This is a genomic window from Dactylosporangium sp. CA-139066 (genome assembly GCF_050936175.1).
GTDB lineage: Bacteria > Actinomycetota > Actinomycetes > Mycobacteriales > Micromonosporaceae > Dactylosporangium.
Map to the genome: position 1 here is coordinate 9,109,463 of NZ_JBNJNH010000001.1, position 20,540 is coordinate 9,130,002.

17 protein-coding genes are annotated in these 20,540 nt (G+C 72.7%); 7 read left to right on the top strand and 10 right to left on the bottom strand.

Annotated features, from left to right (window positions below):
- Positions 1 to 340: 340 nt before the first annotated feature.
- Both ACQEVU_RS41725 and ACQEVU_RS41730 read left to right on the top strand, forming a co-directional pair.
- Complete coding sequence (locus ACQEVU_RS41725) at positions 341 to 595, top strand: hypothetical protein (protein ID WP_433333772.1); 255 nt, start codon at positions 341 to 343, stop codon at positions 593 to 595.
- Between the two features lie 3 nt (positions 596 to 598).
- Positions 599 to 1,210 (top strand): hypothetical protein, encoded by a 612-nt coding sequence (locus tag ACQEVU_RS41730; RefSeq protein WP_433333774.1) that lies wholly within the window; start codon positions 599 to 601, stop codon positions 1,208 to 1,210.
- A gap of 226 nt (positions 1,211 to 1,436) precedes the next feature.
- Here ACQEVU_RS41730 and ACQEVU_RS41735 read toward each other — a convergent pair whose 3' ends face one another.
- From ACQEVU_RS41735 to ACQEVU_RS41750, 4 genes are read right to left on the bottom strand one after another with little or no spacing between them, the layout of a single operon-like run.
- Positions 1,437 to 2,456 carry a LacI family DNA-binding transcriptional regulator gene (locus ACQEVU_RS41735; protein WP_433333776.1) on the bottom strand — a complete coding sequence of 340 codons (1,020 nt, stop codon included), beginning with the start codon at positions 2,454 to 2,456 and terminating at the stop codon, positions 1,437 to 1,439.
- A 9-nt stretch (positions 2,457 to 2,465) separates the two neighbouring features.
- On the bottom strand, positions 2,466 to 3,287 hold the full coding sequence (locus ACQEVU_RS41740) for a carbohydrate ABC transporter permease (protein WP_433333778.1): 822 nt from the start codon (positions 3,285 to 3,287) through the stop codon (positions 2,466 to 2,468).
- Positions 3,284 to 4,156: a carbohydrate ABC transporter permease gene (locus ACQEVU_RS41745; RefSeq protein ID WP_433333780.1), complete on the bottom strand. Its 873-nt coding sequence runs from the start codon at positions 4,154 to 4,156 to the stop codon at positions 3,284 to 3,286. The genes ACQEVU_RS41740 and ACQEVU_RS41745 overlap by 4 nt, the downstream gene beginning before the upstream one ends.
- Positions 4,157 to 4,203: 47 nt before the next feature.
- A complete protein-coding gene (locus ACQEVU_RS41750) occupies positions 4,204 to 5,514 on the bottom strand; it encodes an ABC transporter substrate-binding protein (protein WP_433333782.1) in 1,311 nt (436 codons plus the stop codon).
- Between the two features lie 251 nt (positions 5,515 to 5,765).
- On the opposite strand from ACQEVU_RS41750, the gene ACQEVU_RS41755 reads away from it, so the two are divergent.
- Together ACQEVU_RS41755 and ACQEVU_RS41760 are read left to right on the top strand one after the other, a co-directional pair.
- Entirely contained in the window at positions 5,766 to 8,162 is a 2,397-nt protein-coding gene (locus ACQEVU_RS41755; RefSeq protein WP_433333784.1) for a glycosyl hydrolase 2 galactose-binding domain-containing protein, read from the top strand.
- Complete coding sequence (locus tag ACQEVU_RS41760; RefSeq protein WP_433333786.1) at positions 8,159 to 9,100, top strand: ROK family protein; 942 nt, start codon at positions 8,159 to 8,161, stop codon at positions 9,098 to 9,100. The genes ACQEVU_RS41755 and ACQEVU_RS41760 overlap by 4 nt, the downstream gene beginning before the upstream one ends.
- On the opposite strand, the gene ACQEVU_RS41765 is transcribed toward ACQEVU_RS41760, so the two are convergent.
- Together ACQEVU_RS41765 and ACQEVU_RS41770 are read right to left on the bottom strand one after the other, a co-directional pair.
- A complete protein-coding gene (locus ACQEVU_RS41765) occupies positions 9,046 to 9,402 on the bottom strand; it encodes a GNAT family N-acetyltransferase (protein ID WP_433333788.1) in 357 nt (118 codons plus the stop codon). The two genes, ACQEVU_RS41760 and ACQEVU_RS41765, sit on opposite strands and share 55 nt — an antisense overlap.
- Entirely contained in the window at positions 9,399 to 10,493 is a 1,095-nt protein-coding gene (locus ACQEVU_RS41770; RefSeq protein WP_433333790.1) for an acyltransferase family protein, read from the bottom strand. The genes ACQEVU_RS41765 and ACQEVU_RS41770 overlap by 4 nt, the downstream gene beginning before the upstream one ends.
- A gap of 41 nt (positions 10,494 to 10,534) precedes the next feature.
- Here ACQEVU_RS41770 and ACQEVU_RS41775 point away from each other — a divergent pair, with 41 nt between their 5' ends.
- Together ACQEVU_RS41775 and ACQEVU_RS41780 are read left to right on the top strand one after the other, a co-directional pair.
- Complete coding sequence (locus ACQEVU_RS41775) at positions 10,535 to 12,418, top strand: hypothetical protein (protein ID WP_433333792.1); 1,884 nt, start codon at positions 10,535 to 10,537, stop codon at positions 12,416 to 12,418.
- Between the two features lie 10 nt (positions 12,419 to 12,428).
- Complete coding sequence (locus tag ACQEVU_RS41780; protein WP_433333794.1) at positions 12,429 to 13,427, top strand: ADP-ribosylglycohydrolase family protein; 999 nt, start codon at positions 12,429 to 12,431, stop codon at positions 13,425 to 13,427.
- On the opposite strand, the gene ACQEVU_RS41785 is transcribed toward ACQEVU_RS41780, so the two are convergent.
- From ACQEVU_RS41785 to ACQEVU_RS41800, 4 genes are all read right to left on the bottom strand, one after another.
- Entirely contained in the window at positions 13,406 to 15,010 is a 1,605-nt protein-coding gene (locus ACQEVU_RS41785; RefSeq protein WP_433333796.1) for a hypothetical protein, read from the bottom strand. The two genes, ACQEVU_RS41780 and ACQEVU_RS41785, sit on opposite strands and share 22 nt — an antisense overlap.
- Before the next feature lie 67 nt (positions 15,011 to 15,077).
- Positions 15,078 to 17,933 (bottom strand): vitamin B12-dependent ribonucleotide reductase, encoded by a 2,856-nt coding sequence (locus ACQEVU_RS41790; RefSeq protein WP_433335290.1) that lies wholly within the window; start codon positions 17,931 to 17,933, stop codon positions 15,078 to 15,080.
- 146 nt (positions 17,934 to 18,079) lie between these two features.
- Entirely contained in the window at positions 18,080 to 18,646 is a 567-nt protein-coding gene (gene nrdR, locus ACQEVU_RS41795) for a transcriptional regulator NrdR (protein ID WP_433333798.1), read from the bottom strand.
- 273 nt (positions 18,647 to 18,919) lie between these two features.
- A complete protein-coding gene (locus ACQEVU_RS41800) occupies positions 18,920 to 19,216 on the bottom strand; it encodes a LysM peptidoglycan-binding domain-containing protein (protein WP_433333800.1) in 297 nt (98 codons plus the stop codon).
- A gap of 445 nt (positions 19,217 to 19,661) precedes the next feature.
- Between ACQEVU_RS41800 and lexA the strand changes: the two genes are divergently transcribed.
- On the top strand, positions 19,662 to 20,342 hold the full coding sequence (gene lexA / locus ACQEVU_RS41805) for a transcriptional repressor LexA (RefSeq protein ID WP_433335292.1): 681 nt from the start codon (positions 19,662 to 19,664) through the stop codon (positions 20,340 to 20,342).
- Positions 20,343 to 20,540: the final 198 nt, after the last annotated feature.

The following is a 20,540-nucleotide window of genomic DNA, read 5'->3' on the forward strand; positions in this document are numbered from 1 at the left end:
CGGGCAGGCGGCGCGCGGGCGGGCGGCGTGGGCGCGCATGGGCGGCGCGGGCGCGGGCGCGCATGGGCGGCACGGGCGCGACGACGGCGCGGGCGCGGGCGCGCATGGGCGGCGCGGGCGCGACGGCGGCGCGGGCGCGGGCGCGCATGGGCGGCGCGGGCGCGACGGCGGCGCGGGCGCGGGCAGGCGACGCGCGGGCGCAGGCAGGCGGCGCGCGGGCGCCGGCAACGCGCGGGCGCGGGCGCGACGGCGGCGCGGGGCGCGGGCGCGGGCGGCGCCTGACCAACTTCTTACATGGGGCCGCGGGTGGTGCTTACCCGCGGCCCCGAGCATGTCCACCATGAGACGAACGCTCGCCATCGCGCTGGCGGCCGGGCTGCTGTTCCTCGGCGGCTGCGGCCGGGCCCGGCCGCACCAGCCGGCCGAGCCGGCGCCCCCGCCCGCGGCCACGACCACGGCGCCCGCCGGGACGACCGCGAACACCGGCACCGACACGAAGGCCGGCCAGTCCGGCGACGCAAGCGTGGACGACATGCTCGACCAGGTCGGGCAGCAGCTCAGCAACGACGGCCAGCCCGCACAGGACGAGGACTGAAAGATGAACCGGCTCGTACGCACCGCGACCACCGCCCTGGCCGCCCTGGCCACCCTGGCCGCCACGCTCGTCACCGCCGCCCCCGCGGGCGCGGCCCCGTCCCCCGGGGCCGGCCTGGACGCCGCGAAGACCGCCGTCGCCGCGCGCATCGACAAGCGCCTGGACGCCCTGAAGGGCTTCGAGTCCATCGTGAACGGCGCCGGCCAGCTCACGGCGGCGCACAAGGCGGCGCTGACCAAGCTGATCGACGACCAGCAGTCCGGCCTGGCCGCGTTGAAGACCAGGCTGCAGGCCGAGACCACCGCGCCGGCGGTGAAGGCCGACGCGCAGAGCATGGTGTACGACTACCGCGTCTTCATCCTCACCGGCCCGAAGGTGCGCCTGACCGTGGCCATCGACACCGAGCTCGCGGTGGTCACGAAGCTGCGGTCGCAGCCGGGCGCCGACGCCGCGAAGCTGGACGCGATCGCCCAGTCCCTGCAGGGTAAGGCCGACACGCTGCTGTCGCTCAAGCCCGGCCCGGACGGCGACGCGATCCGCGCGCAGGTGAACCCGATCCGCACGGCCGCGAAGACCGCACACGCCGACCTGAAGGCCCTGCGCAAGAAGAAGTAGGCCCGCTCGCACCGCGGCCGCTCGCCCACCTCGGCGCGAGCGGCCGCCGCCGTTTGCCGCACGGCGTGGACACCGCCGAGATCATGGGGTCCGGGCTGCGCAACCCCGGCGACGAGGCCGGTTACCGCCCTCAACTGGCCGGCGCGGGCAGGCTCCGCGCAGACGGTTCGCCGTCGGGGCGTGTCGCCGGCGGTCCTGACACAAGCGAAGCGAGCTGACAACACAGCTATGGCGGGGCGATGCTGTCGCGCAGGAGCAGGCGCGGGGTGGCGTCCTGGAAGTCGGCCGGTTCCGCGCCGTCCAGGAACGACTGCAGCAGCCGGGCCGTGTTGGCGCCGTACGCGAGGACGTCGCGGGCCAGGGCGCTCAGCGACGGGTACGTCATCTCGCACAGCTGCGAGTCGTCGCCGGCCACGATCGACAGGTCGCGCGGGACGTCCAGGCCGAGCTTGCGGGCCACGTGCAGGCCGGCGGTGGCCATGATGTCGTTGTCGAACGTGATGGCGGTCGGCGGGGTGGCCGCGGTCAGCAGGCGCTCGGTCGCCCACGCGCCGGCCTCCCACGTGTAGTCCGTGTCCACCACCTCGGCCGAGGCCAGGCCGTGGCGGGCCGCGGCGGCGCGGAACGCGGCCGTGCGGATGCGGGTGTGCTCGAGGGAGACGAGGCCGCCGACGCGGGCGATGCGGCGGTGGCCGATGCCGGCCAGGTAGTTGACGGCCTCGTTGAGCGCGGCCGCGTCGTCGCTCCAGATGGCCGGGACGCTCGAGCCGGCCGGGCGGGCGCTGGGGTGGCCGACCAGGATGCCGGGCAGGCCGAGGCGCTCCAGGGCGGCCACCCGCGGGTCGCCGACCCACAGGTCGGTGAGGATGGTCGCGTCGATGCGCCGGGCCGCCCACAGCGAGCGCAGCGCCTCGATCGCGCGGTCGTGGTCGCCGACGACCTGCAGTACGAGGGCGGTGCCGGTCGCCGACAGCTCGGTCTCCAGGCCGGCGATGAACTTCATGTAGAACGGCTCGACGCCGAGCGTCGCCGCGTCGCGGGCGATGACCAGGCCGATCGCCTCCGCGCGGGCCGCCGACAGGTTGCGGGCGGCGGCGCTGGGCTGCCAGCCCATCTCGTCGGCGATGGCGCGGATGCGCTCCCGGGTCTGTGCGGAGACGCCCGGCCGGTCGTTGAGGGCGAAGGAGACCGCGCCGATGGAGACGCCGGCCGCCTCCGCGATGTCGCTGATGGTGGGGCGTTTCAACGAGGATTCCTACTTCGTGGCGCCGGACGTGAAGCCGTTGTAGATGAACCGCTGCAGCAGCAGGAACAGGATAAGCGTCGGGAGGATGACCAGGACGGCCCCGGCCGAGATGGTCTCCCAGTGCGCGCCGAACGGGCCCTTGAACCGGAACAGCGAGGTGGAGATGGTGCCGAGCCCCTCGGAGGGCATGTACAGGAACGGGATGTAGAAGTCGTTGTACACGAAGATGCCCTTGATGATCACGACCGTGGCGATGGCCGGCTTGAGCAGCGGCAGGATCACCGTCCGGTAGATCTTGAAGGTCGACGCGCCGTCGATGCGGGCGGCCTCGTCCAGGGAGACGGGGATGCCGCGCATGAACTGCACGAAGATGTAGATGGCGACGATGTCCGTGCCCATGTACAGCAGGATCGGCGCCCACCGCGAGTCGAACAGCCCGAGCGCGTTGACCACCCGGAAGGTGGTGACCTGGGTGGTGACGCCGGGCACGAGGGTGGCCACGAGGAACGCGGCGACGACGAGCTTCTTGAACCGGAACCGCATGCGGTCGATGGCGTAGGCGGCGAGCGTCCCGACGAACACGGTGCCGCCGATGGTGACGACGAGGATGATCGCCGTGTTGGCGAACGCGGTGAGCATCTGGCCCTTGTCGAAGGCGACCGCGTAGTTGTGGAAGTTCAGCCAGTTGCGCGGCAGCGCCAGGGTGTCGCCGCCGGCGATCTCCTCCGGCGTCTTGAGCGAGGTGACGAAGACGGTCACCAGCGGCAGCAGCACGACGATCGAGGCGAGCACCAGGGAGGCGTACTTCAGGACGCCGGAGATGGCCCTCATGTCAGGTCCGTCCTTTCGTCCGGCACCAGCCGGCGCTGCAGCCACGTCACGAGCAGCACGACGACCAGCAGCACGACGGCCGCGGCCGAGGCGAGCCCGAACTTGTTGAACTGGAAGGCGAGCTTGACCGTCTGGATCACGAAGGTCTTGCTGTCGCCCGCGCCGCCGGTCATGACGAACGGGATCTCGAAGACCGACAGCGAGCCGGAGACGGCGAGGATGACGCTCAGGCTGATGATCGGCCGGATGCCGGGGGCGACGATGTGGCGGAAGATGTGCCAGCGGCCGGCCCCGTCGAGCTCGGCGGCCTCGTAGAGCTCGCCGGGGATGGACTGGATCGCGCCGAGGAACAGCACGAACGTCAGGCCGGTGAACCGCCAGACCGAGACGCCCGACAGCGACCAGTTCACGAGGTCGGGGTCGCCGAGCCAGAGCTTGCCGGGGTGCGAGCCGAACAGCGCGAGCACCGAGTCGAGGGTGCCGTGCGGGCGGAAGAAGTAGAGGAAGACGAACGAGACGGCGACGCCGTTGATGAGGTACGGGAAGAACAGGATGCCCTTGAAGAGGTTGCGCAGCCGGGTGGCGAAGCTCAGGGTGAAGGCGAAGTACAGCGCCAGGCCGATCTGCACCGCGGCGGCGGCGAGGTAGTACAGGCTGACGAAGAACACGCCGAACAGCTCGGGCCGGCTGAACAGCTGGGCGTAGTTGTCGGCGCCGACGAACGACGGGTCGGCGTCCAGGCCGTCCCAGTCGGTGAAGCTGTAGCCGATCATGCTGCCGACCGGGATGTACGTGAACGCCACGAGCAGCGCGATCGCCGGCAGCAGGTAGAGCCACGGCGTGAGCGCCTTGCGCAACGAGTCGATCATCGATCCTCCAACGGCGGGCCGGCCGCGGCCGGCCCGCCACATCGAAATCAGCTGACGGTCTTCGCGGCCTCGGTCCAGCGCTTGGACAGGTCGGTGAAGATGCCCTTGAGGTCGCCGGGCGCCGCGCCGCGCGCGGTGTCGACGATCTTCTGGCGGTAGTCGGGCTTGCTGATGCCGACCTCGGAGGCGTTGTCGATCTTCGTCAGCTTCGGCGCCTCGGCCTGCGACAGCTCGATGAACTTCACGCCGGCGTCGGTGAACGGCTGCAGCGCGGGCGGCATCGGCGCGCCCTTGACCGCGGAGACGGCCTGGTTGACCTTGGCCGAGTCGGACTTGTCGATGAACCAGTCGAACCAGGCGCGGGCGGCTGCCTTGTTCTTGGAGTGCGAGTTGATCGCGTACTGGTAGTCGGGGGCGACGACCGAGCAGAACTTGCCGTCGACCTGCTTCGGGAACGGCATGTACCCGATCACGTTCGGGTCCTTGCCGGCCTTCTTCGCCGCGTCCTGCATCTGCACGATGGACCACGACCCGAGCCACATCGTGGCGATCTTGCCGGTGCCGAGCGCGCCCTTCGAGTCCTCCCAGTTGGTCGTCGTCGGGTCGGCCTCGGACAGCTTGTTCTTCACGATGTCGTACAGCAGCTGGTCCCCGGTGGCGAGGTCCGCGCCGGCGGCCCACGGGTCGGTGGTGGCGAGCCTGTCGTTGGCCTTCGGGTCGCAGCTCACCGAGCCGACCACCGACGACCAGGAGCTCAGCGGCCAGCCGTCGTGGTAGTTGGTGTAGTACGGCGTGGACTGGGTCCTGCTCTTGATCGCCTGCAGGTCGGCGACGAACTCCTCGGGCGTCGTGGGCCACTTGGTGACCCCGGCCTGGGACCAGACGTCCTTGTTGTAGACGAAGCCGTTGACGTACGCGAAGCCGGCGACCCCGTAGATCTTGTCGTTGACCTTCGCCTTGTCGGTGAAGCTGTACTTGGCGCTGACGTCGGCGGCGCTGCCCAGCGAGGCGAAGTACTTCGGGTAGTCGTCGGTCGAGACCGTGTTGGGGATCAGCAGGACGTCGCCGTAGTTCTCGGTGTTCATGCGGATCTTGACTTCGCCCTCGTAGTCGGTCACGCCCTCGAACTTGACGTTGACCTTGGGGTAGACCTGCTTGAACTGGTCGGCGTACTTCTGCATCGTGCCGTCGGTGACCAGGTCGGTGCGGTTGGTCAGCACGGTGATGTCGCCGGAGACGCTGCCGGGGTCGGCGGGCGGCAGCGCGTCGTCGGAGGAAGCGGGCGTGCTCGAGCCGCCGCAAGCGGCCGCAGCGAGGGCGGTGGCGGCCAGGACGGCGACGAACGTTCGTCTCAACATGGGGGGTGCTCCATTCGGGCCTAAAGCGGTTTAGCTGAAGCGCTCGCATCATGGCGCCGCTTTCGCGGCGGGCTCAAGGTCCGCTCGGTCCTCTTTACCGAACCGTTACCACGGGGTAGCGACTTGCCGCCGCATAACCGCAGGTCAAGGGGGCGCCGGCGGCCTTTCACGATTCGTGCCGCATTGACAGCCGGGAGAGCCGGTCTCTACTTTCTCGGTTTAGTCACCTCGCCTACCCAGAGGACCCGCGCATGTACCGCTCGTTGCACGAAGGCTGGACGCTGTCCGCCGCCGGTATCGCCGCCGCCACGGTGGAGGACCCCGCCTGGGTCCGCCCGCCGGCCGGCGCGCTCGAGGGCGTGCCCGCCGCCGTGCCGGGCTGCGTGCACACCGACCTGCTCGCCGCCGGCCTGATCGACGACCCGTACCACGACGACCACGAGCGGGCGCTGGGCTGGATCGGGCGGACGCACTGGCGCTACACCACGACCTTCGACTGGCGGCCCGAGGGCTACGAGCGGGTCGACCTGGTCTGCGACGGGCTCGACACGATCGCCACGGTGACCGTCAACGGCCGGCCGGCCGGGACGGCCCGCAACATGCACCGCCGCTACCGCTTCGACGTCGCCGCCCTGCTGCGCCCGGGCGCCAACGAGCTGGCGATCGAGTTCACCGCGCCGTACGAGTACGCCGAGGCCCAGGCCGCCCGGCTCGGCGCCCGCCCCGGCCCCTACGACGAGCCGTACGCCTTCATCCGCAAGATGGCCTGCAACTTCGGCTGGGACTGGGGCCCGACGCTGGTCACGTCCGGCATCTGGCGCCCGATCGGCCTGCACTCCTGGTCGGGGGCGCGCATCGCCCAGGTGCGGCCGCGGTCGCGCCCGGACGGCGTGGACGTCACCGTCGCCGTCGAGCGGGCCGTGCACAGCGCCGTCGCGGTGTCCGCCGAGATCGGCGGCGTGCGGGTCGACGGCAAGCTCGCGCCCGGGCAGGACGAGCTGACGCTGCGGGTCGACGTGCCCGGCGCCCGGCTGTGGTGGCCGCGCGGGCGGGGTGAGCAGCACCTGTACGACCTCGTCGTCACCGCCGCCGAAGACGCCTGGACGGGCCGGGTCGGGCTGCGCAGCGTCGAGCTCGACCCGGACGCGTTCCGCATCGCCGTCAACGGCGAGCCCGTCTTCGTGCGCGGCTTCAACTGGATCCCCGACGACCCGTTCCCGGCCCGCACCGGCGCCGCGCAGCTGCGGGAGCGCTTCGGCCAGGCGATCGAGGCCGGCGCGAACGCGCTGCGGGTGTGGGGCGGCGGCGTCTACGAGTCCGACGAGTTCTACGACCTGGCCGACGAGCTCGGCCTGCTGATCTGGCAGGACTTCCCGTTCGCGTGCGCGGCGTACCCGGAGGAGGAGCCGTTCGCCGCCGAGGTCGAGGCCGAGGTACGCGACAACGTGGCCCGCCTCATGGGGCACCCGAGCCTGGTGCTGTGGTGCGGCAACAACGAGAACATCGAGGGCCATCAGCACTGGGGCTGGCCCGCCGAGCTCGAGGGGCGCAGCTGGGGCGCCGGCTACTACTACGACCTGCTGCCGCGCCTGACCGGCGAGCTCGACCCGGGCCGGCCGTACTGGCCCGGCAGCCCCTACTCGGGCGCGCCCGACCGCGACGTGCACGACCCGTCCACCGGCACCATCCACATCTGGACCGTGTGGGGCTCCCGGGACTACACCCACTACGCCGACTACACCCCGCGCTTCGTCGCCGAGTTCGGCTTCCAGGGGCCGCCGACGTACGCGACCCTGCGCGCCTCGGTCAGCGACGAGCCGCTCGCCCCCGACTCGCCCGGCGTCATGCACCACCAGAAGGCGATCGACGGCAACGCGAAGCTGCTCTCCGGGCTGGGCGAACACCTGCCCGTGCCGCGCAGCTTCGACGACTGGCACTACTGGACGCAGCTCAACCAGGCCCGCGCGATGGCGTTCGGCGTGCGGCGGTTCCGGGCCCTGATGCCGTACTGCATGGGCACCGTCGTCTGGCAGCTCAACGACTGCTGGCCGGTCACGTCCTGGGCCGCGGTCGACGGCGGCCGGCGCCGCAAGCCGCTGTGGTACGAGCTGCGCCGCTCCTACGCCCCGCGCCTGCTCACCTTCCACGAGGACGCGGTCGCCGTCGTCAACGACGACGCCGAGCCGTGGGCCGGCACGCTGACGCTGACCCGCCGCGCCCTGGACGGCACGGCCCTGGCGTCGGCGACGTTCGCGGTGACCGCCGAGCCGCGCGCGGTCGCGCTGGTGCCCGTGCCGGCGGACTTGCACGGTTCAGCGGCGCAGGTGCTCGCCGCCGAGTTCGACGGGCGGCGCGACCTGCGGTTCTTCGCCGAGGATCCGCAGGTCCCCTACCCGCCGGCCGAGTTCGACGCGGTCGTGACGGACGTGCCCGGCGGCCACGCGGTGCGCATCACCGCGCGCACCATCGTGCGGGAGCTGGCGCTCTTCCCCGACCGGCTGGACCCCTCGGCCACGGTGGACGACCAGCTCGTCACGCTGCTGCCCGGGGAGTCGGTCACCTTCGAGGTGCGCAGCGACGCGCCGCTCGACCGGGCGGCGCTCGTCGCCTTCCCGGTGCTGCGGTGCGTCAACGAGGCCCAGTCATGACGCGCGTCCTGGCCGTCGACGTCGGCGCCACCAAGTTCGCCGCGGCGGTCGTCGATCGCGACGGCGCGATCCACACGCGGGTCGAGCGGCCGATCGCCGGGGCCGACCCCACCGCGGTGCTGCGCGGCGTCCTCGTCGAGGCCGGCACGACGGGCGTCGAGGCGGTCGGCGTCGGTACCGCGGGCCCGCTCGACCGCGGCCGCGGCACCGTCAGCCCGGTCAACATCCCGGCCTGGCGCGACTTCCCGCTCACCGCGACGATCGGCGGCTGGCTGCCGGGCGTGCCGGTCGCCATGGCCGGCGACGCGCAGTGCATGGCGCTCGGCGAGTGGTGGCGCGGCCCGGCCGCGGACGCCGGCGGCTGCCTGCTCGGCATCGTCGTGTCGACCGGCATCGGCGGCGGCCTCGTCCTCGACGGCCGCCCGCACCTCGGCCCGACCGGCAACGCCGGGCACATCGGCCACATCACCGTCGACCCGCACGGCGAGCGCTGCCCGTGCGGGGCGACGGGCTGCGTCGAGACGTACGCCAGCGGCCCGGCCATGGTCCGCTGGGCGGCCGCGCGGGGCTGGTCGCCGCCCGCCGGCCCGGCCGACGCCCGCGCCCTGGCGGAGTCGGCCCGGGCGGGCGACGCGGTGGCCCGGGCGGCGTTCGACCGGGCCGCCGACGCGCTCGCCACCGGGCTGCTCACCACGGCGGCCCTGGTCGACCTGGACCGCGTCATCGTCGGCGGCGGGGTCGCCGCGGCCGGGGAGACGCTGCTCGCCCCGATCCGCCGCGCCCTCGCCGCGCGCGAGGGCATGGCGTTCCTGCGCCGCCTCGAGGTGCGGGCCAGCACGCTGGGGCGCGACGGCGGCCTCTACGGCGCGGCGGCGCTGGCGTATCAGAGCGCGATGAGCCCGGCCGCGGTCGGGCGGAACCCGCAGGACTCCAGGTAGTACGAGGTGAGGTGGGGCTCGAAGTCGACGTGCAGCCACGTGCAGCCGGCCGCGCGCGACTCCTCGGCCGCCACCTTCACCAGCAGCGTGCCGATGCCGGCCCGGCGCCGGTCCGGGTCGACCCAGGTGTCGAGGATGAACGCGTGCTGGTCGCCGTCCCAGGCGACGTTGACGAAGCCGGCGAGGGCGGCGTCGGCGTCCCGGGCGCACACCCAGCCGAGGCTGTGGGCGTTCACCCGCTCCCAGACGCCGGGCATCTCCTGGTCGGTGAAGACGCCGCGCCAGGCATAGGTGATGGTCACCGCGCCAACAGTAGTTTGCGCGACGGGTTCGCGAGGTGCTTGAGCGCCAGGGCGGGGCGCTCGACCAGATGCCAGGAGGCCGCGGCGACGAGCAGCACCGCGGGGACGCACAGCGCCAGGTACGCGGGCGCGCCGTGCGCGGCGCCGCCGAGGTCGGCGACGAGCTGCTGGATCGGGAACGCGTAGATGTAGATGCCGTAGGAGTAGTCGTGCTCGCGGCCGACCCGGTGCAGTCTCGGCGGGACGGTGCAGGCGGCGTACAGCAGCAGGTAGGCCAGCGCGGGGTACCCCACCAGGAAGAACCCGCCGAGCACCAGGCTGGCGGCGAGCACCGCCGCGGCCGCGCCGGCGAGCGCCGGGTGCAGGGGGATGCGGTGGGCGTACAGCTGCGCCGACGCCCCGAGCAGGAACAGGAAGCCCAGGTAGCAGGCCAGCTGCGCGTCGACGTAGCCGAGCAGCGGGAACGGGCCGAGGCCGCCCCGGTAGCGCGGGGTCGTCGGGTCGTGCGCGGCGTCGGCCGCGATGACGAGGAACGCGGCCGCGGCCAGCCCCGGCACGAGCCACGGGGCGCGGCGCGGCAGCCCGACGACGACGAGCAGCGTCAGGCCGGCGTAGCACAGCAGCTCGTACACCAGGCTCCACAGCGAGCCGTTGACGACGCTGCCCCGGGTCAGGCGCCCGTAGGGCGTGTCGAGGAACAGCGTGTCGATGCCCCACTGGTGCACCGCCCCGAACCAGTTGGCCCGGGCGAACGCGACCGCGCCGCCGTGCCCGGTCGCGGCGGCGGCCACCGCGGTGCCGATGAGGCACACCCACAGCCCCGGGAAGATGCGCAGGAACCGGTGCCAGGCGAAGCGCAGCGCGCCACCGCGGCGGGCGCTCGCCGCGACCAGGAACCCGGACAGCACGAAGAACCCGTCCACCGCGAGGGAGCCCAGGTCGCTCTGCCCGCGGGTCAGGCCCTGGCCGGGGTTGGGCGCCCCGAAGCCGAGCGGCCACGCGTGGGCGACCAGGACGGCCAGCGCCAGCCCCAGCCGCAGCAGCCCCAGGCCGTTGGCCCGGGCGTCGTACCGGTCGCGGAGGGTGACCACGTCCAGTACAACGAACGGGCAAAAGGTTCGTTGTACCCGATGTGCCGGACCCCTCCCCCTGGCGTGTACGACTGCGCGCGCCCGCCCTCGTGGCCGCGGCGTGGGCCGTCGTCGCCGGGCTGTACGAGCTGCGCCTCGCCGCCGCCGTCCCGCCCCTGCTGCTGCTCGCCACCGCGTCGCTGCTGCGCGGCGGCCGCACGCTGCTCGACCGCCTCGTGCTCGCGACGGGCGCCCTGCTGGGCGCGGCGTGCCTCGGCGGCCTCGCGTTCGCGGCGTGGCCCTGGGGCCTGCACCCGGTCGCCGCCGGTGGCACCGCCGCGACGGCGCTCATCCTGCTCGCCGCCGCGACCGGGCGCCGCCCGTCGCTGCCGCGCCCGCGCTGGCCGGACGCGGTCACCGTCGCCGCGGCCGGCGCCGTCGCGCTCGTCGCCGCCTGGCCGGTCTGGCGGGCCGGCCCCGACCGCCGCCTCGCGATCATGCTCGACGGCGAGGACCTCGCGCGCCACGCGGCGGTGTTCGACGCGATCCGGCGCACCGGCGGCTACCTGTTCGCCGACCACGCCCGCGCCGAGCGCTACGTCTACGGCGGCATGATCGACTACCCGCAGGGCTCGCACCTGCTGGCCGGCCTGCTCGACGGCTACGTGCGGTCCTCGGCCCGCGATTTCGGCAGCGGTACCGCAATGCTGACCCACTATCTGGCCTACGTCCTCGGCGGCTACGCGCTGCTGGCCCTCGTGCTGGTGTGGGCCGCGCAGTGGATCGGGGCGGGCGGCCTGACCCCGGCCCGGCGGGTCACGCTCGCCGCGGTGCTGGCCGCCGCGTGCGCCGCCGGCGAGATGCTGGAGCTGCTCAGCTTCGGCTACCCCAGCCAGGTGCTCGGCCTCGCCGAGGCGGTGCTGCTGCTCGCCCTGCTCGTGCGCCCGGTCGCGCGCACCCGCGACCAGCTGCTGCTCGTCGCGCTGCTGCTGGCCGCGGTCGGGTTCACGTACTACCTCTACCTGCCGCCGGCCGGCCTGGCCGCGCTGATCTGGCTCGCCACCCGCTGGCGGCGCCTGGCCCGGCGCCCGGTCGCGCTCGCCCTCGCCGCCGCGTGCGGCCTCGGCGCGGCCGGCCCGATGGTGTACGGCCTCGTCTACGCCGACCAGGCGAGCGCCCTGTTCACCATCGGCTACCTCGTGCTCAGCCGCGACGCGCTCGCCGCCCTGGCCGCGCTGGTCGCCACCGGCCTGCTCACCCGCCGCGGCCGGCGCAGCCGGATCTGGCGGCGCTACGCGCTGGTCTTCGTCCCCGTGGCGGCGTTCGCCGGCGTCCTGCTGGTCGGCCAGCGCCTCTTCGGCGTGGGCTCCGGCTACTACGCCAACAAGGCGCTGTACCTCGTCTTCGCGGTGCTGCTGGCCGGCGCGGGCGCGGTCGCGCTGCACCTGCCCCCGCCGGCCGCCGCCGCGCGCCGCCGCTCCCTGCCGGTGGCGGTGCCGGCGCTCGTCGCGATCGTCGCGCTGACGGGGGCCGGGCGCGGCGACAGCCCGTACCATCCCGTCTTTGACGGCCGACGAATCGACGGCACCTGGGGACGGATGTGGCTGCGCGGCCCGGACGCGCAGCGCGTCGCGCAGGCCCGGCTGCTGCTCGCCGCGTACGCGCGGATCCCGGCCACCGCGCCGGTCATCGTGGTCGGCGACGACCGGGGCTACGAGTCGTACCGCCTGACGCTGTTCCTGTCGACGATGCAGCGCACGTCGGGCGACACGGCCGGCGCCATCTACAACCACCTGCCGGTCACCGCCCCCGGCCGCCTCGACGCCTCCGTCGCCTCGACGCCCGGCCCGGTGCGCCTGCTGGCGCTGTCCGACGCCGCCGAGCGCCGGGCCGTGGCGGTGCGCGACCGCTACCCCGGGTCGCGTGTCGAGGTGGTGCGGGTATAGCTTCCGCAACATGACCAAGGTCCGGGGAGCTTTGTTCGGTCTCGCCTTCGGCGATGCGCTCGGCAAGCCGACGGAGTTCATGCGCTACGACGAGATCGTGCAGCGGTACGGCCCCGGCGGCCCCCGCGACCTGCCGTCCGACGGCCTGGTCACCGACGACACCCAGATGACCCTGGCGGTCGCCGACGCGCTGCTGCGCGCCCAGGCGGACCCGCCGCTCACCGCGGCGACCCTCGAGCCGCCGCTGCGCGAGGCCTTCATCGCGTGGGCGTTCAGCCCCGAGAACAACCGGGCCCCCGGCAACACCTGCATGCACGCGGTCGGCGACCTGGCCCGCGGCCGCCCGTGGGTCGAGGCGACGGTCCAGGGCTCGAAGGGCTGCGGCGCCAACATGCGCGTCGCCCCGATGGGCCTGGCCCCGGGCCTGACCGACGACGAGCGCGCCGGTTCCGCCCAGCTGCAGGCCGCCCTCACCCACGGCCACCCGACGGGCCTGGCGGCGTCCGAGCTGAGCGCCCTCGCGGTCCGCTGGCTCCTCGACGGCCTGCCGGTCGCCGAGCTCCCGGCCGCGCTGCGCGCCCGTTGCGAGTCCCAGCGCAAGGTGTACCGCGGCGACTGGCTCGGCGACGACCTGTGGCGCCGCCCGATGGTCGACAGCCCGGAGCGCTTCATCGCCACCGGCTGGGACGAGTGCCTCGACGTGCTGACCGGCCTCGAGGACCAGGTCCGCTACATCGGCAAGGACGCCGACCCGTGCGCCGCCGGCGGCGCGGGCTGGGTCGCCGAGGAGGCCCTCGCGACGGCCCTGTACTGCGTCCTGCTGTACCCGGACTCCCCGGTCGACGCCATCGCCCGCGGCGCGGCGTCCTCGGGCGACTCGGACTCGATCGCCTCGATCGCGGGCGGCCTGGCCGGCGCCATCCACGGCACGCAGGCCTGGCCCGCGGACTGGTTCGAGCGGATCGAGTACCGCGACGACCTCGACCGCTACGCCGCCGCCTGGTCCTGAACGGGCCAGATCACGATCCGCCCGTCCAGGGTGCCGATCGCGAGGCGCCCCGGGTCCAGCCGGGCGAGCGAGAGCGGGATCGCCCGGTGACCATCGATCCGCAGCTCCCGCCGGGTGTACACCGAGCCGTCCCCGGCGCGCAGCACCACCAGTTCCCCGTCGTTGAACGCGACGTAGACGAAGTCCTCGTCGGCGTCGAGCGCGGTGGCTCTGCAGTCGGCCGTGAACACCCACTGGAGCTCGCCGCCCGGGTAGGCCCGGCGGACCACGAAGGCATTGCCCTTCAGCAGGCCGGCCCAGTCGTGAATCGCGCCGGCGTGCACGAGCGACGGCCCCGACGCATCCTCGAGGTACGCGCCGCAGCCGCCGAACAGGTGCTTGCCGCGCGCCGCGTCCCACTCGAGCGGGAACAGGCGGCGCCCGTCGGAGGTGACCACCCACTTCTCGAGCGACGGCTTGTCCTCCCGGCCCTGCAGGAACAGCAGATCGGGCGCGCGGCGGATGTCGAAGTAGTGGTTGAACAGGTCGTAGCGGCCGATCGCGACGGTGGCCGGTTCCGCGGCGCCCGGGGCGTGCACGACCGCCGTGCCGGTCGCTTCCGGAACGAACTCGGCGTCCCGCCAGGCCCAGCCGCCGTCGGCCCGCGTCACCAGCACGACGTGTGAGCCGGGCTCGTGGGTCGCCAGGACGGCGCCGTCCGCCAGGTCCACCTCGGTCACGACGCTCGGATCGTGGGTCCACCCCCGGTCCTCGAACCTGTTCGGCGTCTGCGTCAGCACCAGCGCGGTGCGCGCACCGGGCCGCACCTTCACCTGGCAGCCCGTGCCGTCGGACGGCAGCCGCCACAGCGGCTCGTCCGACGTCGGGGACCAGCACTCGAGCCGGACGCCCTCGAGCGCGGCGAGGATGCGCCCGCCGGGCAGCGACTCCACCGCCCACACCGCGCGCCGGGGCGCCCAGGGCCGGCCGCGTTCGCGGCACAGCTCCTCGACAATCGCGGCGCCGGCCGCCGGGTCCGTCCGCGGCCCGTCCGGGACCGGCGTCTCCCCGTACGGCGCGCGGAGCATCCGGGCGGTGGCCCGGTCCCAGTCGTCGCGGCGGATCGAGCACGCCAGGGACGTGGTGGCGTACTGCTCCTCGTCCTCGTCGCAGGGAACCGCCAGCACCAGGTCGAGGGTCTGCGGATCGGCCCAGGCGACGCGCCGCACCTCGCGGGGATACTGGAGCAGCGACACGGCCGCCCCGGTCGTCAGGTCCAGCAGGACGAGCTCGCCCTCGTAGGACCAGCCGCCGTCGTACGAGCCGGTGCCGACGGCCACCAGCGGCAGCGTCGGATGGAAGGCTATCGCGTTCGCCGGCCAGCCGGTCGTGACGAGGTGCTCGCACGACAGGTCGTCGGCCCGGTACACGGCCAGCGGATACCAGCCGCGGTGTGAGCGCGACCGCGCGGCGACGTCGTGGCCGTGCCACTGGGCCCGCCCCAGCTCGCCGCCGATCGCGAGGCGATCGCCGCCGGGCGCGATGGCGACAACGCGGGGCCGGCCGATCTCGCGAAGCGGGCCGCCGCCCAGCACTCGATCCACCAGTCGATGATGCCAGCGAAACGGCCGCCCGCCCCGAGCGGGGCGAGCGGCCGTGTGATGAGCAGGCTCAGCTGCAGCCGCTGGTGGAGCCGCAGCCCTCGCAGACGTAGCAGCTGCCAGCCGGGCGCATCTTCGTGCCGCAGGTGAAGCACAGCGGCGCGTCGGCCGCCTTGCCCTGGACCAGCTCCAGCAGCTCGGTGGACGAGCCCGCGCGCCGCGGGGTCTCGATCTCGACCTCGACCGTCTTCGCGGCCTTGTCGGCCGCCGCCGGCTTCTCGACCGGGGCCGAGTTGCGCATCTCGGTGAGGTCGACGTCGGACTCGCCGCCGCCCGCCTCGGCGCGCAGCTGGGCCGCGCGCTCCGACGAGGTCAGGATGCCCAGCTCCGAGCGGGTGTCGAAGTCGAGGAAGTCCAGCGCCAGGCGGCGGAAGATGTAGTCCATGACCGAGCTGGCCAGGCGGATGTCCGGGTCGTCGGTCATGCCGGCCGGCTCGAAGCGCATGTTCACGAACTTCGAGACGTAGGTCTCCAGCGGCACGCCGTACTGCAGGCCGATGGAGATCGCGACGGAGAACGCGTCCATGACGCCGGCCAGGGTCGAGCCCTGCTTCGACATCTTGAGGAAGACCTCGCCCAGGCCGTCGTCCGGGTAGGACGAGGCGGTGAGGTAGCCCTCGGCGCCGGCGACGGAGAAGGACACGGTCGAGCTCGGCCGCTTCTTCGGCAGGCGCTTGCGCACCGGGCGGTACTCGATCACCTTCTCGGTCTTCACGACCTCCTGGACGACCGGCGCCGGCTCCTCGGCCTTCTTGGACGACACCGCCGACAGCGGCTGGCCGACCTTGCAGTTGTCGCGGTAGATCGCCAGCGCCTTGAGGCCGAGCTTCCAGCCCTGGTAGTAGATCTCCTCGACGTCCTCGACGGAGGCCGCCTCCGGCATGTTGACGGTCTTGGAGATGGCGCCGGAGATGAACGGCTGGATCGCCGCCATCATCCGCACGTGGCCCATGGGCGCGATCGTGCGCTCGCCCATCGCGCAGTCGAACACGCTGTAGTGCTCGGTGCGCAGGCCCGGCGCGTCCACGACGTGGCCGTGCGCCGAGATGTGCTCGACGATCGCCTCGACCTGCTCCTCCTGGTACCCCAGGGTGCGCAGCGCCCGCGGCACGGTCTGGTTGACGATCTGCATCGAACCGCCGCCGACGAGCTTCTTGAACTTGACCAGGGCCAGGTCGGGCTCGACGCCGGTGGTGTCGCAGTCCATCATCAGGCCGATGGTGCCGGTCGGGGCGAGCACGGAGGCCTGCGAGTTGCGCCAGCCGTTCTTGGCGCCGATCTCGTTGCCCAGCGTCCACTGCGCGGTGGCCGCCTCCTTGATCGCGGTGTCGACGCCGCCGACGAGCGCGATGGCCTCGTTGGCCGCGGCGTGCTTGTGCATGACCCGCTGGTGGGCGGTGGCGTTGCGGGCGTAGCCGTCGTAGGCGCCGACGACGCCGGCCAGCTCGGCCGAGCGGCGGTACGCGGTGCCGGTCATCAGGCTGCTGATGGCGGCGGCGACGGCGCGCCCGCCCTCCGAGTCGTACGCCAGGCCGCTGGCCATGAGCAGGGCGCCCAGGTTGGCGTACCCGATGCCGAGCTGGCGGTAGGCGCGGCTGGTCTCGCCGATCTTCTCCGTCGGGAAGTCCGCGAAGGAGATCGAGATGTCCATGGCGGTGATGACCAGCTCGACCGACTTGACGAACTTCTCGATCTCGAAGGAGCCGTCGGCCTTGAGGTACTTCAGCAGGTTGAGCGAGGCGAGGTTGCAGCTGGAGTTGTCCAGGTGCATGTACTCGCTGCACGGGTTCGACGCGGTGATCCGGCCGGTCTCCGGGCACGTGTGCCAGTCGTTGATCGTGTCGTCGTACTGGATGCCGGGGTCGGCGCACTCCCAGGCCGCCTGGGCGAGCTTGTGGAACAGCTGCTTGCCCTTGACCGTGGACACCACGCTGCCGTCGAGCCGCGAGCGCAGGCCGAACTCGGTGTCGTCCTCGACCGAGCGCATGAACTCGGCGGAGACGCGGACCGAGTTGTTGGCGTTCTGGTACTGGACGCTGACGATGTCCTTGCCGCCGAGGTCCATGTCGAAGCCGGCGTCGCGCAGGGCGCGGATCTTGTCCTCTTCGCGGGCCTTGGTCTCGATGAACTCCTCCACGTCGGGGTGGTCGACGTCGAGGATGACCATCTTGGCCGCGCGGCGGGTGGCGCCGCCGCTCTTGATCGTGCCGGCCGACGCGTCGGCGCCGCGCATGAACGACACCGGGCCGCTCGCGGTGCCGCCGCTGGTGAGCAGCTCCTTGGAGGAGCGGATCCGGGACAGGTTGACGCCGGAGCCGGAGCCGCCCTTGAAGATCAGCCCCTCCTCCTTGTACCAGTCGAGGATCGAGTCCATCGAGTCGTCGACCGACAGGATGAAGCAGGCGCTGACCTGCTGCGGCGAGGCGGTGCCGACGTTGAACCACACCGGCGAGTTGAAGCTGAACACCTGGTGCAGCAGCATCCAGGTCAGCTCGTGGCCGAAGATCTCGGCATCGCGGTCGGTCGCGAAGTACCCGTGGTCCTGGCCGGCCTTCGTGTAGGTCGACACGACGCGGTCGATCAGCTGGCGCAGCGACTGCTCACGCTGCGGCGTGCCGACGGCGCCCCGGAAGTACTTGGTGGTGACGATGTTGGCGGCATTGACGCTCCACGTCGTCGGGAACTCGACCCCCCGCTGCTCGAAGTTGATCGAGCCGTCCCGCCAGTTGGTCATGACGATGTCGCGGCGCTCCCACGCCACCTCGTCATATGGGTGTACACCCTCGGTCGTCCAGACGCGCTCGACCCGCAGCCCCTCCCGCTGGTCCTTGCGCGCCGACGCTTTCGTCTTCGTCTCCCCCGCCATCCGCGGCCCCCTCATCAGCGTTCAATGTTTCACGTTCGTCTTTGTTCCGCCGTCGGTACCGCATGAGCGTGCCGATGTGGCGGTCGTACCCTGCTGCAGGTCCGGGTGAGATCCGCGGGTGAAACTTCCCGCGGCGCCCGGGATTCTCAGCTCGTTGCGCGGGTCGGACGCCCGGCGCCGGTCGGGCTGAGCGCGCCGTCCGCGGCTTCCCCTGTCCGCGCGGCCGGCGCGGGCGGTGGCCCCTCGCCCGGCTCGTCCCGCGGCGACTGCATCCCCGCACGCAGCGCCGCGATCTCACGTTCGAAGTCGCCGAGCGAGTCGAACGACCGGTACACGCTGGCGAAGCGCAGGTAGGCCACCTCGTCGAGCTCCCGCAGGGGCGCCAGGATCGCCAGCCCCACCTCGTGGCTCGGCAGCTCGGCGGCGCCCCGGGCGCGGACGGTCTCCTCGACCTTCTGCGCGAGCACGGCGATCGCGTCCTCGTCGACGGGCCGCCCCTGGCACGCCTTGCGCACCCCGGCAATGATCTTCGACCGGCTGAAGGGCTCGGTCACCCCGCTGCGCTTGACCACGGCCAGCACCGCCTCCTCGACGGTCGTGAACCGGCGCCCACACTCCGGGCAGGACCGGCGCCGCCGGATGATCTGGCCATCCTCGGCTTCGCGGGAGTCCACCACCCGCGAGTCCGCGTGCCGGCAGTACGGGCAGCGCATGTCTCACTCCAGAATATGCCGGGATTATCCGGATAAAAGGGCACAGCAAGGACGGCTCGGTGCGCCATGGGCGTACCTCGCCAAGTGACTACGTTCAGTGATAGGGGAGTGCCGATTCCACTACCTGTGGACGACTTACACCCCTGTAACTACTACATCTAGGGGTAGACGCTATGCCGACGCCTACGCCAACGCAAGTTAAACGCGGATCCCGACACGTTTGTGTCGCGCGTCTCAGATAGCTGGACGCCGCGGAGGCGATATTCGCACTGGTCAGCGCGTGCGCGGCAGCACCAGCCGCTGCCCGGCGTCGATACTGTAGCCGTCCAGGTGGTTGAGACGGCGGATCTCCTCGACCGTGGCGTCGCGCCCCTGCCGCCCGGCGTGTTCGGTCGCGATGCCCCAGAGCGTGTCGCCGGGCTGGACGATGACGGTCGGCGCCGCCCCCGGCGGGTCGGCCGCCTGCCCGGGCGCCGCCGCGAGCCCGGCCAGCCCCCCGGCCACGGTGAGCAGAAAGCTGAACACGACGACCCGGCCGCGCCGGGTGAGGCGAATCGGCCTGTGGTCCATGTCGGTCCCCTTTGTGCGTACACCCGTTCGATCGAACAGTCGTACGATTGTGTATCAGAGCCGGAAGACCCGTGTCGAGAAGACTCGCCGAAAAAAGACCGCGCCACGTAGTACAGATGTTTGAAACTGTCGTACCTCGGCGATACGGTGATCCACACACGATCAGACTTTGATCGCGATGACCGGACCTATGCGACAACCGGCGTTTCCGCACCCGCGGAAGCCCGGGAGACGTGCGGGTGGCGTGCCACCGGCCCGTCAGCGGGGGCGGCGCCAGCCCGCACCCGCCAACATGAGGGAGGACGACGTGTCAGCCGACGACCGCACCGACGCACCCGCGGGCGAGCCGGACGAGCTCATCGACGGGCCCGGCGCCGAGGTCACCGCCATCGCCGGCCGCACCGGCGCGAAGCGCGCCACCCGCCGCCGCGGGGGCGAGCCCGAGATGCGCGCGGTCACCGCCGTGGTGAGCGCCTTCCCCGACCTGTTCGCGGCCGACCTGACCGTCCGCCAGCGCCGCATCCTGGAGTTCATCCGGGCCGCCGTCGAGCGCAACGGCTACCCGCCGAGCGTCCGCGAGATCGGCGAGGCCGTCGGCCTGGTCTCCCCTTCGAGCGTCGCCTACCAGCTCAAGGAGCTCGAGCGCAAGGGCTACCTGCGCCGCGACCCCAACCGCCCGCGCGCCGTCGACGTCCGCCCCCCGAGCGAGCTCGTCACGGTCGACGAGGAGGCCGCCCGCGCCGCCCGCCCGGCCCCCGCCTACGTCCCGGTCCTCGGCCGCATCGCCGCCGGCGGCCCGATCCTCGCCGAGCAGGCCGTCGAGGATGTCTTCCCCCTCCCCCGCGAACTGGTCGGCGAGGGCACCCTGTTCATGCTCCAGGTCAAGGGCGACTCGATGCTCGACGCCGCCATCTGCGACGGCGACTGGGTCGTGGTCCGCCAGCAGCCCAACGCCAACAACGGCGACATCGTCGCCGCCATGCTCGACGGCGAGGCCACGGTGAAGACCTACCGCAACCGCGACGGCCACGTGTGGCTCATGCCGCAGAACGCCGCGTTCGACCCCATCGCCGGCGACCACGCCACCATCCTGGGCCGCGTCGTGACGGTGGTCCGCCGCATCTGACCTCCCCCACCACAGGCCTCGGCGACGCCGACCACACCCCCAGCCCTCGCGCGGACCCGCAAGGCTCGGCGGCGGCAGGACGACTGGGCCGGGGCCACCACACCGGGACCACCTGCGGGACCGCGAGGCTCGGCGGCAGGACGACTGGGCCCGGGCTACCACACCGGGACCACCTGCGGGACCGCAACGCTCGGCGGC

Coding starts and splice junctions, on each gene's coding strand:
- ACQEVU_RS41750 (WP_433333782.1), bottom strand. CDS start 5,514: ATGTTGAGACGAACGTTCGTCGCCGTCCTGGCCGCCACCGCCCTCGCT.
- ACQEVU_RS41780 (WP_433333794.1), top strand. CDS start 12,429: ATGACCAAGGTCCGGGGAGCTTTGTTCGGTCTCGCCTTCGGCGATGCG.
- ACQEVU_RS41745 (WP_433333780.1), bottom strand. CDS start 4,156: ATGATCGACTCGTTGCGCAAGGCGCTCACGCCGTGGCTCTACCTGCTG.
- ACQEVU_RS41725 (WP_433333772.1), top strand. CDS start 341: ATGAGACGAACGCTCGCCATCGCGCTGGCGGCCGGGCTGCTGTTCCTC.
- ACQEVU_RS41790 (WP_433335290.1), bottom strand. CDS start 17,933: ATGGCGGGGGAGACGAAGACGAAAGCGTCGGCGCGCAAGGACCAGCGG.
- ACQEVU_RS41730 (WP_433333774.1), top strand. CDS start 599: ATGAACCGGCTCGTACGCACCGCGACCACCGCCCTGGCCGCCCTGGCC.
- ACQEVU_RS41760 (WP_433333786.1), top strand. CDS start 8,159: ATGACGCGCGTCCTGGCCGTCGACGTCGGCGCCACCAAGTTCGCCGCG.
- ACQEVU_RS41800 (WP_433333800.1), bottom strand. CDS start 19,216: ATGGACCACAGGCCGATTCGCCTCACCCGGCGCGGCCGGGTCGTCGTG.
- nrdR (WP_433333798.1), bottom strand. CDS start 18,646: ATGCGCTGCCCGTACTGCCGGCACGCGGACTCGCGGGTGGTGGACTCC.
- lexA (WP_433335292.1), top strand. CDS start 19,662: ATGCGCGCGGTCACCGCCGTGGTGAGCGCCTTCCCCGACCTGTTCGCG.
- ACQEVU_RS41740 (WP_433333778.1), bottom strand. CDS start 3,287: ATGAGGGCCATCTCCGGCGTCCTGAAGTACGCCTCCCTGGTGCTCGCC.
- ACQEVU_RS41755 (WP_433333784.1), top strand. CDS start 5,766: ATGTACCGCTCGTTGCACGAAGGCTGGACGCTGTCCGCCGCCGGTATC.